Source organism: Paenibacillus sp. EZ-K15 (assembly GCF_002573715.1).
GTDB lineage: Bacteria > Bacillota > Bacilli > Paenibacillales > Paenibacillaceae > Paenibacillus_AQ.
Genome location: NZ_PDHM01000022.1, coordinates 242,670 through 255,534, shown reverse-complemented (window position 1 = coordinate 255,534; position 12,865 = coordinate 242,670). Strand labels below are relative to the sequence as shown.

14 protein-coding genes and 1 riboswitch are annotated in these 12,865 nt (G+C 50.2%); of the genes, 11 read left to right on the top strand and 3 right to left on the bottom strand.

Going from position 1 to position 12,865, the window contains the following annotated elements; genetic code table 11:
• Positions 1-35: 35 nt before the first annotated feature.
• Complete coding sequence (locus CRG97_RS27950) at positions 36-497, bottom strand: SRPBCC family protein (protein WP_098748880.1); 462 nt, start codon at positions 495-497, stop codon at positions 36-38.
• 260 nt (positions 498-757) lie between these two features.
• Between CRG97_RS27950 and CRG97_RS27945 the strand changes: the two genes are divergently transcribed.
• Genes CRG97_RS27945 through CRG97_RS27935 form a run of 3 tightly spaced genes read left to right on the top strand, consistent with a single transcriptional unit; the run spans position 758 to position 3,673 of the window.
• The gene (locus tag CRG97_RS27945; protein ID WP_098748879.1) at positions 758-1,504 is read left to right on the top strand and encodes a Cof-type HAD-IIB family hydrolase; all 747 of its coding nucleotides are present in this window, start codon (positions 758-760) and stop codon (positions 1,502-1,504) included.
• Between the two features lie 7 nt (positions 1,505-1,511).
• Entirely contained in the window at positions 1,512-1,991 is a 480-nt protein-coding gene (locus tag CRG97_RS27940) for a DUF456 domain-containing protein (protein WP_098748914.1), read from the top strand.
• Positions 1,992-2,047: 56 nt separating this feature from the next.
• Positions 2,048-3,673 (top strand): putative polysaccharide biosynthesis protein, encoded by a 1,626-nt coding sequence (locus CRG97_RS27935; RefSeq protein ID WP_098748878.1) that lies wholly within the window; start codon positions 2,048-2,050, stop codon positions 3,671-3,673.
• A gap of 83 nt (positions 3,674-3,756) precedes the next feature.
• On the opposite strand, the gene CRG97_RS27930 is transcribed toward CRG97_RS27935, so the two are convergent.
• A complete protein-coding gene (locus CRG97_RS27930; RefSeq protein WP_098748877.1) occupies positions 3,757-5,148 on the bottom strand; it encodes a DUF2515 family protein in 1,392 nt (463 codons plus the stop codon).
• Between the two features lie 138 nt (positions 5,149-5,286).
• On the opposite strand from CRG97_RS27930, the gene CRG97_RS27925 reads away from it, so the two are divergent.
• From CRG97_RS27925 to CRG97_RS27890, 7 genes are all read left to right on the top strand, one after another.
• Positions 5,287-5,631: a thioredoxin family protein gene (locus CRG97_RS27925; protein ID WP_076324850.1), complete on the top strand. Its 345-nt coding sequence runs from the start codon at positions 5,287-5,289 to the stop codon at positions 5,629-5,631.
• 244 nt (positions 5,632-5,875) lie between these two features.
• On the top strand, positions 5,876-6,850 hold the full coding sequence (locus CRG97_RS27920) for a COX15/CtaA family protein (protein ID WP_098748876.1): 975 nt from the start codon (positions 5,876-5,878) through the stop codon (positions 6,848-6,850).
• Between the two features lie 557 nt (positions 6,851-7,407).
• Complete coding sequence (locus CRG97_RS27910) at positions 7,408-8,127, top strand: Cthe_2314 family HEPN domain-containing protein (protein WP_098748875.1); 720 nt, start codon at positions 7,408-7,410, stop codon at positions 8,125-8,127.
• Between the two features lie 121 nt (positions 8,128-8,248).
• Positions 8,249-8,395, top strand: a riboswitch (SAM riboswitch).
• 107 nt (positions 8,396-8,502) lie between these two features.
• Positions 8,503-9,519 carry a methionine ABC transporter ATP-binding protein gene (locus CRG97_RS27905; protein ID WP_098748874.1) on the top strand — a complete coding sequence of 339 codons (1,017 nt, stop codon included), beginning with the start codon at positions 8,503-8,505 and terminating at the stop codon, positions 9,517-9,519.
• Complete coding sequence (locus tag CRG97_RS27900) at positions 9,519-10,187, top strand: methionine ABC transporter permease (RefSeq protein ID WP_098748873.1); 669 nt, start codon at positions 9,519-9,521, stop codon at positions 10,185-10,187. Before CRG97_RS27905 ends, CRG97_RS27900 begins: the two co-directional genes overlap by 1 nt.
• 68 nt (positions 10,188-10,255) lie before the next feature.
• Complete coding sequence (locus CRG97_RS27895) at positions 10,256-11,098, top strand: MetQ/NlpA family ABC transporter substrate-binding protein (protein WP_098748872.1); 843 nt, start codon at positions 10,256-10,258, stop codon at positions 11,096-11,098.
• A 200-nt stretch (positions 11,099-11,298) separates the two neighbouring features.
• On the top strand, positions 11,299-12,072 hold the full coding sequence (locus tag CRG97_RS27890) for an SDR family oxidoreductase (RefSeq protein WP_076324844.1): 774 nt from the start codon (positions 11,299-11,301) through the stop codon (positions 12,070-12,072).
• Between the two features lie 190 nt (positions 12,073-12,262).
• Here CRG97_RS27890 and CRG97_RS27885 read toward each other — a convergent pair whose 3' ends face one another.
• Complete coding sequence (locus tag CRG97_RS27885; RefSeq protein WP_006212609.1) at positions 12,263-12,508, bottom strand: NifU family protein; 246 nt, start codon at positions 12,506-12,508, stop codon at positions 12,263-12,265.
• Between the two features lie 82 nt (positions 12,509-12,590).
• On the opposite strand from CRG97_RS27885, the gene CRG97_RS27880 reads away from it, so the two are divergent.
• Positions 12,591-12,839: a YuzB family protein gene (locus CRG97_RS27880; RefSeq protein WP_098748871.1), complete on the top strand. Its 249-nt coding sequence runs from the start codon at positions 12,591-12,593 to the stop codon at positions 12,837-12,839.
• Positions 12,840-12,865: the final 26 nt, after the last annotated feature.

The window sequence follows — 12,865 nt, the reverse complement described above, 5'->3', positions numbered from 1 at the left end:
AGCCCTCAATGGGTTGGCTGCCGTTTCTTTATCCGTTATACATGGGCGTCCGGGGCCTTGTCTGCCACCAGATTCAGTTCGACGTTAAACTCCAGCAGCGCTTTGAGGCCGCAGAGCACCATGGTGTATCCTCCCATGGAATCAATAGCTCCCTGCACCATTTCATCCGCACTGCCTGTAAATCCGGAATGGGTAATGGCAACGAAGGTCTCATGATCGCCGCGTGGCGTGAATGTCCATTCGGTTTGGGTCCGGTCCGAAGACTCGATCGTGATGCGGCGGTTCACTTCAATATGTTGAACGTACACGTCATCATGTACCCCATACATCTCCCAATCCCAGCGGATATAACGGCCTTCCTCAAGCTTGCCGCTGCTTTTGGTAAACCAGAACTTGGTTGTAATCTCAGGGTCGATGAAAGCCTCGAATACTTGGGCTACCGGTCTTCGAATGAGCATCTCTGCCGTCACGACGGGGTTCTCATTGAGTTTGGTCATATGATTTTATGACTCCTTTCAGGGTTGTCTTCAGTAAATATCGTAGCACGAAGGAAGTCCTATTCTTTCTTTTACATTGCTTATTTATTTCAAGGGTCGTGTGATTTGTTCGAGCGCGTGGGGAAATCCTACTTGTGGCTAGGCTTTACCTCAGTTTTGGCCTGTTAAGTGGCTGCTATTCATGGGGTATGTTTTGACACCCTGCCTTTTGTGGTAAAATGTCGTTATGTTTGCTGATGATTCGTAAGGGGGTTAGTACCATGAAATATAAATATCGGTTGTTGGCACTGGATATGGACGGTACGCTGCTGCGGGACGATCATGAGGTGTCGGAGGAAACGGTGAAGTGGATCAAGGAAGCGGTACGGCACGGCATTCACGTCTGCCTCTCGACAGGTCGTCCGTTTCAGGATGCCTGTCCGTATGCCAAGCAGCTTGAACTGACGACACCGATGGTAACGGTGAACGGCGGCGAGGTATGGCGTGCGCCATATGAATTGCACCGCCGGGCGCTGCTCGACAGCAAGCTTGTGGAGGAAATGCACGCACTCGCCATTGAAACCGGATCATGGTTCTGGGCGTATTCTGTAGAAAGATTGTATACCTCTGAGAACTGGATCGGCGATGTCGCGAATCAGGAGTGGCTGAAGTTTGGTTACACCACGAATGATCATGAGGTACGCCACAACATTCTGATGCGCCTGCAGGATATGGGCGGATTGGAGATCACGAACTCCTCGCCGGATAACCTGGAAATCAATCCGCAGGGCGTTAACAAAGCGACCGGAATCGGACAGGTGTGCGAGCTGCTCGGAATTAGCATGTCCGAAGTCGTAGCCGTAGGTGACAGCCTGAACGACCTGGCTGTGATTCAGCAAGCCGGCCTCGGCGTGGCTATGGGCAATGCGCAGCAGACGGTAAAGGATGAAGCGGACCTTGTGGTTTCCAGCAACAATGAGGACGGCATCGTTGAGGTCATCAGGGATCATATTTTGATCGAAGGGTGAGATGTTGATGGACATATTGGGCTGGATTATTGTCATCGCTCTGTTTATCATTGGGATGGCCGGGGCGATTTATCCTATTCTGCCAGGGGTTATCGCCATTTACCTGGCGCTGTTTGTTTACGGCTGGTTCTTTACATTTGAGCATTACAATGCATGGTTCTGGATTATTCAGACGATCATTCTGGTGGTGCTCTTCATTGCCGATTATGCGGTTAACGCCTGGGGAGTTAAGAAACTCGGTGGTTCCAAAGCCTCGATATGGGGCAGCACCATCGGACTGATTATCGGACCGTTCGTTATTCCCGCTTTTGGATTGATAATTGGACCATTCCTCGGGGCATTTCTGGGTGAAATGCTGGCAGGCTCGGGACCGAGCAAATCCATGAAGGTTGGTTTCGGATCGGTCATTGGCTTGTTCAGCAGCATTGTGGTGAAGATTATTTTACAGCTCGCGATGATTATTATTTTCTTCATTTGGATTTTCTAATAGACGCTTAGGAATCGCTGTAAGAGGCGCTTTGGAGGAGAAAGAAGGGTACGGTTTTGTCAAAGAAAGAGTCATTTATTAAAGGCACGATCATCTTGGCCGCTGCTGCTCTGGTAGCCCGCGTGCTGGGTCTTGTCCAGCGGGTGCCGCTGGAGCATATGCTGAACGATATAGGGGATGCCTCATTTACGATCGCCAATAACGTATATTTAATGCTGTTAACGGTAGCAACGGCAGGCATTCCCAGCACACTCAGCAAAATGGTATCAGAACGTCATGCATTAAATAAGCCTGCGGAGGCTCGGCGTGTTTATCACGCTGCACTTATTTTTGCTGGGGTAGCGGGAGTTGTCATGACGCTGCTGCTTTATTTTGGAGCTCCTTATTATGCTACCCATATCTCTAAGCAGCCGGAGGCAGCCGCTGCCATTCAGGCACTCGCCCCAGCGCTGCTGCTGTTTCCGGCCATCGCGATGATGCGAGGATACTTCCAGGGACGTAATAACATGACAGCTGGCGGCATATCGCAGATCATCGAGCAGATTGCACGGGTTCTGACAGCCATCGGCTTGGCCTATGTGCTGCTGCGGATGGGGTACGACGATACCTGGATTGCGGCCGGAGCTTCCTTCGGTGGCGTACTCGGCAGTATCGGCGCATTTGCAGTCATGCTGTACTTTACGGTAAAACTTCGCCGAAGTGATCGTGAGCTCAAAATGCCGGCAGCAGACCGTACTATTCCGCTTGGTGGGATATACCGGGATATATTCACGCTGTCTATACCGATTGTGCTGTCTTCCCTGGCGGTTCCGGCTGTTAACTTCATTGACAGCTCCATAGTGAAGCCGCTGTTGATCGGGCAGATTGGTCTGGATCAGGCGACCGCAGCCCTCGCGGTGCTGGGAAACCGGGCTCAAAGCGTGGCGGGGATTCCGCCGATTCTAGCCATTGCTCTCAGCACCTCGCTCATTCCGATCATCTCTGCGGCATTTGCGAAGAAGGATCAGGAGCATTTGGAACAGCAAGTATCGCTGGCTATGCGTATAGCCATATTGACGGGCATGCCGATGGTGATTGCGCTATGCGTGGCATCCTATTCCATTAATGGTTTGCTGTTTAGTTCCTTGGGCGGCAGCGGGATTATTGGATTTCTGACGTTCGGTACGATTTTCCAGATCACGATGATGACTACAAATTCCATTCTTCTTGGAATCGGCAAGGCCAAACTCTCGATGATTCACGTGATGATCGGGGTTGCGATCAAGCTAGCAGCCAGCTTCCTGCTTGCTCCGTTCTTTGGTATCTACGGGATCATAGGGAGCACGGCGCTCTGTTTCCTTGTTATTACGATACTGAATATAAGATCGATTAAAGCGATTGTATCCTTCTCCATCCTGGGCAAACGCTGGACGGGCTTCTTGTTGACGGTGATTGCCGCCGGAGGAATTGGATATGGCCTGAATCTGGCCGGTATTCAAATGGTCGATATCATGCCGGCACGGTTGGCCTTCCTGCTGACTTGCCTGGTTGTAGGCGTGGCCGTGGTCATTATATATCTTGTCCTGCTGGTGGTGTTTGGCGTATTGCGGCAATCGGAGCTGAGCAGTTACCCGCGCCTTTTGCAGAAAGTGTTCCGTCCGCTTATGAGACTGCAGCCTGCACGAATGAGGAAGCGGGGATAAAAACATATACTTAGTTTCACTTATCGTGTGAATAGAACCGAACAGAGACCATCCTTGTAGTATCGGGACGGTCTCTTTCCATTTTAATGCCGATGGAACTGATCAGACACATCATGCACGATGGAGGTTTTCTCCAGAGCGGCCCGATGGGCATGGGTGATATCCGGCAGCAGCGGCCGTAACGGTTTACGGATATGCCTAAACATCGCGCGGCCCTGATACCAGTCGTACCGGGGAATCGGCTCGGGGGTCTCATCCTCCCAGATCTCCTCAAGATAAGGGCTGTACAAACGACGGCCATCGGGCAGCCATTCTGATGTGATGAGGTCAGATCCCGCGTGGCCATGATTCATGGCTTGCTTAAGCGTCGGCGTAAATAAGGCCGGCCAATATTCGGCGCGCGATCCCTGATGCTTGGTGGATCGTGCGAATGCCAGCACGGCGTGGTATATCTCCTCATATCCAAACAATAAAGCATACAGCGAACGGCCTGCCTTGATCCGAATGGAGAGGTTGTCAAACTTGGGTATGGTAAGTCCGGCCAGCGGCCTGGCTGGGGATAGGGGCTTCTGGGCAGGGCTTGCGCCCGACTCTGTTCTATGGACTTGACCCAGCGGAAACACGATTTGATTCAACCGGGTCAGCTCATGCATCCGAAAGAAGGGATCCTGTAGAATATGCTGTTGGTAAAAAGGTTGTCTCGCCACGCGCCCCTCAATATAGTTCTGCTCATTAATGATGAGGGCCACCGTAAGCAGCGAACTGCTCTGATCCTGCCAGAACTGCTCCCAGAACGGTGTCATGAACGATGAAACATGAAAGTGGGGGAGCAAATGAAATAGGGACTTACCTTTTTTTCGACTGTGTATATAGAGCAGAAGCTGGGGGTAGGCGTCCTGGAAGATCAGTGCATTGCAGCGCTCCAGGAAGCGATACAGGTTGTTCTTAAATGTCGGATCCATAAGATCCGACATCAATCCACCCTTCAGATCACTCATATTCCACCCGGCATTACGCGATACCATGTGGGCCAGAAAGGCCCAATGCAGCTCAGGATGTGATACATAGCAGTCCCAATAGGCTTGCGTACGGGTCACGTTACTCCGGTTGGCTGCAGCTGTGGCCTCTTGAATATGATGAATCAACTCCTGCTCTTCTGGAAATAGCTGAACATCTGCACCGGGCTCATGAATCCGAATATCGCTATACCCTTGCATGGAAGGGAGCGGAAACGAGGAGACGCTCTGCTGCAGATAGGGATGGGAGGAGAGGATGTCCTTGAGCTGCCTGCGAATTGTTCTAACGGCTGTGTAGTCCCAACGCAATTCGTGTCTGCTTGTCCGGAGCTTTAAGGAGAATCGCCATGATGCGATCATCCCCGACCAGGATTCGGTCAGGGCTTGCGGAATAGCTGCCGTCCATGACCATACATCCTTGCCCCGGTTTTTATTATCATTGACTCCATTCGAGTGCATTCGGGGGTCACCTGCACTTTCTGATGGTTAATCCCAGCCTGTGAGCATCATAATGTCAGTATGCTCTAAAATTTGACTTCCACTCAACATTTTGATTCACTAAGGGTGAAGGAACTCGACGTAAAGGGGAGATAATCAATGGAAAAAATCACTTCAGAAGCAGAATTTCAGGTTGCAATCCAGTCTCCGCGACTGACTGTTGCCGTATTTAAAGCAGACTGGTGCGGCGATTGCAAGTTTATCGATCCATTCATGCCGGAGGTTGAGACAAAGTTCTCAAACCAATTGACTCTGGTAGAGGTTGACGTCGATGCTGTCGGTGACGTGAGTCAGCAGCAAAATATTATGGGTATCCCTAGCTTTGTTGCATATTCCGATGGACGCGAGCTGGTTCGCTACGTTAACAAACTCCGCAAATCGCGCCAGGAGATTGAAGATTTCCTGCAGCGTGCCGTGGACGTATACAGTACGATTCATAAGTAAGAGTGACTATAGCACCGCCGCCTTGATCTATAACTGGCGGCGGTGTTGTTTTACATATCAGTTAGAGGTAGGGTGAAGAAGTCAAGTACCTGTATCATGAAGGTTCTTCTCATTTTTGAACATTTTGTCACAATCGCTCAAGTGACCGTAGCGGTAGAATCAGGTATAATGAAATGTGGGCTGTGTACGATGCGATCCTGTAAAGGTTTAAATAGTGAATGATTATGAGCAGCAGGTGAGATAAGTGAATGATAAACAATTAAAATGGCTGAGTTACATAACATGCTTAATTATGTTCTGCGCGACGTTCGGGGGCATGGTTGTGACAAAGACGGATTCGGGCCTCGGTTGCGGCCAGGAATGGCCGCTGTGTAACGGTAAATTTGTTCCCGCTTACACGGTATCCTCCATGATTGAGTATTCCCACCGGGCTGTCAGCGGAATGGCGGGGTTGGCCGCGCTGGCTTCGCTGATTGCGTTCTGGAAGTACAAGCGGGATCGCCGGGATTTGATGGCTTATGTTATCGGGACCTCGGTATTCGTTGTAGTGCAAGCGATCATGGGTGCGCTTGCGGTGGTTAAGCCTCAATCGGCTGCGATTATGGCGCTGCATTTTGGCTTCTCGCTGATTGCTTTTGCTAGCTCCGTCATGCTGGCTCTGGGTATGCGGCGGGTAGAACAGGCGAAGGGGCCCGCAGACTTGGAACGTCTGCCTCGGGTAAGCAAGGGTTTCCGCAATTTAGTCTGGGGTACAACCCTGTATAGCTACATCGTCGTTTATATTGGTGCATTCGTCAGCCACACCGATTCTAGAGAAGGTTGCTCGGGCTGGCCGCTGTGTAACGGGGAAGTGATCCCGGAACTGGGCGGTGGGGTCGGCATCGCCTTTATGCACCGGGTGGCAGCGCTTCTGCTGCTGATCGTGGTTGCGGTGATGGGGCATTTTGCATATTGGCGTAACCGCGACAACCGGGAGATACAAATGCTGGGCATCTCGGCAACCGTGCTCTGCTTGCTGCAAGTGTTTAGCGGTGCCCTCATTATGGCAACGATGCATAACGAGGAGGTTTACGTATTCTCCGCACTGGGACATACACTGCTGATCTCGGCCTTATTCGGCGTACTCTGTTATTTAAGTGTCAGGGTATGGCAGCTCAGCAAGCCGGTTAGAGCTGAAATGCGACCGGATCATAGCATGTCTCGTGAAAAGATTGTATAAAAAAGAAGCGAAAATGATTAAACAAAAAGATCGAATTTAAGGCAACATCGTTTATGCAAAGTCCCCGAACCAGCGTTCGAGGGCTTTGTTGTATAGTGAGGAGGGGAGTCGATGATAATCAAACCATCCGCTCGACCTGTCCGATATCACCTAGACGCTGGACGCAGTATTGAAAAGGTTTGATCCGGCAACGGATTAGGTTATATTTATTGAGACATCACATGGACTATACAGGTGGCGAACTTAATCATCGCAGTAAGGTGGTGCTTACGGGAATGGGCCATTCGATTCGCAAGCTGTCGCCACTGTTATGACGAAGGCGATATCCCGGGGATATCTCAAGTCGCTCCATTCTGTGGGGGTTGTCTGGTCGTTTCGGGGGCATCCTATAAGAACAATCCTCTGGTCATTGATGCACGAATGAAACCGGGATACCCGGGATGAGCTATTCCCGCGTGAGGATATCGTGAAGACGGTTGAAACGCGGTGGAATCACGATTTTGGCAAATAGCGATCCAAGAACCAAGGTTAATCTGATGACGCGAGGGGGTACCGCCATGCTTCGTATGTTACTTGGGGAACAGCCCCGGCAAAATAACGGCCTGCTTGAGGAAGCCATCGAGTCGATGGTCCAAACAACCCGGCTGCTGCAGAAGGAAATGGAGAAAAATCAGGATCCGACGCATGACTTTCGCAAGCTTGAGATTTGGACCCGGGGGTTGATTGTTTCCCTGGATGAGCTGGAACAGAGCTGGAATGCGGCCAGACATTTCAGTCAATCGATCCAATCGGGTTACATCGATGACATGTCGATTCAGGAGCAAGGGGAATATCAACGGTATGTGTATTTTTACAAAAACGGCTTCATACGCGTATTCTCGATCCTTGACAAGCTGGGGACGGTGCTGAACGATTTGTACGATCTTCATACCTCTAAGGTGAAGGCGCATTTCTCATATTTTACGGTCCTGCGGCAGTTTAAATTCCTGAAGGCCCACGGAGAGCTGGCCAAAGAGCTGGAAGCGATCAAGGATCGTTACAAGACGCCGCTGAACTCGCTTCGGAAACGGCGCAACGCCGAAATCCATTACATGAATTCCGAGATGCAGGATGATTTATGGCAGCGTCATCAAGGGCTGTCGGACAAGATCGAGCTGGAGGATATCGATCAGCACCTGGACGATCTCAAACAGGGCGTTGATATGGTATGCCGGAGTCTGGTGGCTTCGTATAAATATACTAACGAGCTTTGGGCGAAAAATGGAGTCAGGGCATAGGCACAAAATCGCCATGAAATTCCTTTTGACAAAAACCTGAAAAGAATCTATACTAACTATTGCATTCATTAAATGTTATTAAATCAGATCAAATTAATCGGAAAAATTTCATATCGATGTTTTCTTATCGAGAGAGGCGGAGGGACAGGCCCGATGAAGCCCGGCAACCGACTCCAGCGTGTAATTGCTTAACGCAATGACGCATGGAGTGACATGGTGCTAATTCCTTCAAAGCTACAGGATATCCTTTGGCTTTGACAGATGAGAAAAGGCGTTGACTTTTACGTAAAGAGGGCCCTTTTTGATTCTACAAAAAGAGGCTCTTTTCTTTTGGGTAAATAGATATGAAGCTACGGAAAAAGGAGGATTATCGGATTGATTGAGCTCAAGCAATTGACGAAGCAGTACGGAAAAGCCCGAACCTTAACAACTGCGTTGTCCGAATTGGATTTGTCGATTGAAAAAGGAGAAATTTTCGGAGTGATCGGACACTCCGGTGCAGGTAAAAGTACATTGATCCGTTGTATCAATTTGTTGGAGCGACCCACCTCGGGCGAGGTGTGGGTGAACGGTAAGAACTTAACGTTGCTTGGCAAGAAGCAGCTTCAGGCGGAACGCCGCAAAATCGGCATGATTTTTCAGCACTTTAACCTGCTGTCTTCCGCTAGCGTGTACGATAACATTGCGTTTCCGCTCCGTCTGGCCAAGACGCCGAAGGCGGAAATGGAACGCAAAGTATCCGAACTGCTGGCTTTGGTCGGCTTGGAGGCGCATCGGGATAAATACCCGTCTCAGCTATCAGGCGGTCAGAAGCAGCGGGTCGGTATAGCCAGAGCGCTCGCAAGCGATCCGGAAGTACTGCTGTGCGACGAAGCGACTTCGGCGCTTGATCCGCAGACCACGGATTCGATCCTGCGCTTGCTGCTGGACATTAACAAAAAGTTTCATCTAACGATCGTGCTGATTACCCATGAGATGCATGTGATTCAGAGCATATGCGACAAGGTCGCCGTCATTCATCAGGGCGGCATTGTGGAGCAAGGGCCGGTAACGGAAGTGTTCCTGAAGCCGAAACATGAAGTGACCCAGGAATTTATCCGTCAGGAGATGGACAGCGGCGAAGCTTTCCGTCTGGCCATTCAGGGCCAGACGAACGGACCTTCAAGGGCGGTGCAGATTACGTTCCTTGGATCGAAAACGTACGAATCGATTCTGTCCCATACCGTCCATGAGACGGGCGTGAATTTTGCGATTCTACAGGGCACGATTTCCACAATCAAAGAAACGCCGTACGGCCAGCTCATTGTCCGTTTCGAAGGGGAAGAGGGCGCCATTGAAGATACGATCCGGAAGCTGCTTGAACAAGGATTAGACGTGGAGGTGATTCATTAATGTTCGAACTCGATTTTACCCAGATCGACTGGAAAGAAATATGGACGGCAACCTTGGATAGCCTTCGGATGCTGGGGGCATCGGCATTGTTCAGCTTCATTATCGGTCTGCCGATTGGCGTGCTGCTCTACATGGCCGCTAGATCCACATCTGGCCTCGTACGCTTCGGTTACTCGATCCTGTCGTTCATTGTGAACATCCTGCGTTCGATTCCGTTCATTATCCTGATCGTTGCGATGATCCCGATTACGAAATCGCTTGTGGGTGTTTCGTATGGCGTGCTGGGAACCATTCCACCGCTCGTGATAGGCGCGGCGCCATTCTTCGCCAGACTCGTGGAAACCGCCTTGAATGAGGTGGACAAAGGGGTCATTGAAGCGGCTCATGCCATGGGCTCCTCGACAGGCCAGATCATATGGAGGGTTCTCCTCCCGGAGGCTCGTCCGGGCTTGCTGGCTGGGATGACCATCACGATTGTAACCCTGGTATCGTATACCGCGATGTCCGGTCAAGTCGGCGGCGGCGGTTTAGGAGATTTGGCCATCAAGTATGGGTATTACCGTTATGAGACCGAGATCATGATTCTGGCCGTCGTATTAATGATTGTGCTGGTACAGCTGCTGCAAATGGCAGGAGATCGTCTGGTCCGACATTTTACAAGAAAATAACGGGATGGATGAGGCATCAAGGAAGACAATATAAAAAATAATAAATTTTCGGAGGGAGAGTTTTTAGAATGAAGAAATGGACATTGGCATTGATCAGCTTGACATTGGTTACGGTGCTGGCTGCGTGCGGCAGCAAGCCTGCGGATAAAGCAGCTGAGCCAGGGGGAACAACAGGAGGCGGCGCTCAAGAAACCGTAACCTTGAAAGTAGGCGCTTCGCCTTCACCGCACGCCAAAATTTTGGAGCATGTTAAACCAGCGCTTGAAAAAGAGGGCGTTAACCTGGAAATCGTGGAATTCACGGATTATGTTCTGCCAAATACGCAAGTGGACTCCAAAGAAATCGACGCGAATTTCTTCCAGCACAAGCCTTACCTGGATAACGAAATCAAAGAGCGTAAATTAAATCTTGAATCCGTGATCGCGGTGCATGTGGAGCCGCTGGGTGCTTACTCCAAAACGATTAAATCTGCGGATGAGCTGAAGGATGGAGCAGTTGTAGCAATCCCGAATGATCCTTCGAATGCAGGCCGTGCGTTGACTCTGCTGTCCAAGAATGGCGTAATTAAGCTGCAAGATGAAACCAAGCTTGAAGCTACCGCTAAGGATATCGTGGAAAATCCGAAGAACCTGGAGTTCAAGGAAGTTGAAGCCGCCATGCTGCCGCGTATGTTGGATGAGCTGGATCTAGCTGTCATCAACACGAACTACGCGCTTGAAGCGGGACTGGACCCAACAAAGGATGCGCTCTTTATCGAAGACAAAGAGAACCCTTATGCCAACCTGCTGGTAGCTCGTCCGGATAACAAGGATTCCGACGCCATTCAAAAATTGGCGAAGGCACTGACTTCCGAGGACGTGAAGACCTTTATCGAAGAAGAGTACAAAGGTGCTGTAATTCCGGCATTCTAATTCGAGCACCAAGGCTCGATGATGCTGTAGATTAGTTCATCGTATCCGTGAAGAGAGGGCGTTATCCAAAAGACCGTGGGTCTTTATGGATAAGCCCTTTCTTTTTTTGTGTGGCGACCATCTATGCCGGGTTGCAAGTTGTTAGGCCTTATCAAATCTTTTATACTGAAGGAAGGATATCCATCTGAGGAGGGAAAGCCTTGAAGGGAAAAGTGGCGCTGATTACAGGCAGTGCGACAGGTTTGGGGAAAATGACGGCGCTGTCGTTAGCTCGGCAGGGATGTCATTTGGCTATAAATTATGTAAACAGCAAGGATGAAGCGGAGGCGCTCTCCCGTGAAATCGAGGGGTTTGGCGTGAAGTCTATTGCGATTAAAGCCGATATCGCCAGCGAGCGTGAGCTGTATTCATTGGTGGATCAGACGGAGGAGCAGTTGGGAAGCGTCGATATCCTGGTGAACAACGCAGGCCCGTTCATTCGGGAGCGTCGTCTGTTCTCAGAGTACAGCCGCGACGAAATCGTTCATATGGTGAATGGCAATTTAACCGGCGTCATGCTGCTGGACCACCGCGTTCTGCCTGCGATGCGGGAGAAAAAGTGGGGACGCATCATCCACTTTGGATTCGGACATGCGGGAGAAGCCCGCGCGTGGCCTCAGCGTTCAGCCTATGCGGCTGCTAAAGTGGGCCTGGTCTCCTTTACGAAGACGCTTGCGGTGGAAGAAGCGCCGTATGGAATCACCGTGAATATGATCTGTCCGGGGGACATCCGCGGAGCCAATAAAGAGAAGACCATCGATGAAGTATCCGGCATTCAAGATGGGCTGACCCCGCGCGGACGATCGGGAAGCGGGGAGGACATCGCCAGGGTGATCGAATATTTATGCCTGGATAATTCGGATTTCATTACCGGCAATATCATGGATATATCCGGTGGGCTGGACCCGATCCGCCCGTTGATTAAGCCGGAATAACATACAATAACCCCACAAAGTGGAGTCTATGCTTCGATGCTTATTCCAAATACTTTGCGGGGACCCCAAAACATATAAATGCGATTAAAGAATGGCTTACGCTTCGCTGAAAACTTATTCATTCTTTTATCTCAAAAAAAGAGTCTTGGTTCCACGAGGGAAACCAAGACTCTTTATAGTTAAAGAAGATTTAGAATACTTGAACTACTTCTTGAATGCCTTCTACTTCTTCAACCAGGGCGCGTTCAATCCCTGCCTTCAGAGTAATGGTGGAGCTAGGGCAGCTACCGCATGCACCCATCAATTTCAGCTTAACGATGCCGTCTTCAACGTCAACCAGTTCCACGTCACCGCCGTCGCGCTGCAGGAACGGACGAAGTTTATCAAGCACTTCAGCCACTTCATCATATACAGTGGTTTGCGTGTTTTCACTCATCTTGTTCAACTCCTTTCCTCCCTATATTATAGTACATAAACCGGCAAAATAAAATGCCAATCTTAAGGCAGGTCTAATCACAATGTCCATAATCATTGAGTTTTGCACAAGCAATTCCTATTTCGGCACGGATAAAGTTCTACAGACGCTTGAAGCCAAGTACGATTGTCAAGTCATCGAATATGGCTGCCTGACCAGCTGCGGCCAGTGCTACCTGATGCCCTTCGCTTATGTGGATGGCGAATGGGTCGAGGCCCCCACGGCTGAAGAGCTGCTTGACGTTGTCAAAGCCAAACTGGAAAGCTTTCAGGACTGCGAAGAGGAAAGCTGACGCCCGATCCCTGGCATATTCCGTAA

Excerpts from the sequence above, each read along its gene's own strand:
- CRG97_RS27910 (WP_098748875.1), top strand. The coding sequence starts at position 7,408 with ATGCTTCGTATGTTACTTGGGGAACAGCCCCGGCAAAATAACGGCCTG.
- CRG97_RS27950 (WP_098748880.1), bottom strand. The coding sequence starts at position 497 with ATGACCAAACTCAATGAGAACCCCGTCGTGACGGCAGAGATGCTCATT.
- CRG97_RS27940 (WP_098748914.1), top strand. The coding sequence starts at position 1,512 with ATGGACATATTGGGCTGGATTATTGTCATCGCTCTGTTTATCATTGGG.
- CRG97_RS27900 (WP_098748873.1), top strand. The coding sequence starts at position 9,519 with ATGTTCGAACTCGATTTTACCCAGATCGACTGGAAAGAAATATGGACG.
- CRG97_RS27945 (WP_098748879.1), top strand. The coding sequence starts at position 758 with ATGAAATATAAATATCGGTTGTTGGCACTGGATATGGACGGTACGCTG.
- CRG97_RS27895 (WP_098748872.1), top strand. The coding sequence starts at position 10,256 with ATGAAGAAATGGACATTGGCATTGATCAGCTTGACATTGGTTACGGTG.
- CRG97_RS27925 (WP_076324850.1), top strand. The coding sequence starts at position 5,287 with ATGGAAAAAATCACTTCAGAAGCAGAATTTCAGGTTGCAATCCAGTCT.
- CRG97_RS27930 (WP_098748877.1), bottom strand. The coding sequence starts at position 5,148 with ATGCACTCGAATGGAGTCAATGATAATAAAAACCGGGGCAAGGATGTA.
- CRG97_RS27885 (WP_006212609.1), bottom strand. The coding sequence starts at position 12,508 with ATGAGTGAAAACACGCAAACCACTGTATATGATGAAGTGGCTGAAGTG.
- CRG97_RS27880 (WP_098748871.1), top strand. The coding sequence starts at position 12,591 with ATGTCCATAATCATTGAGTTTTGCACAAGCAATTCCTATTTCGGCACG.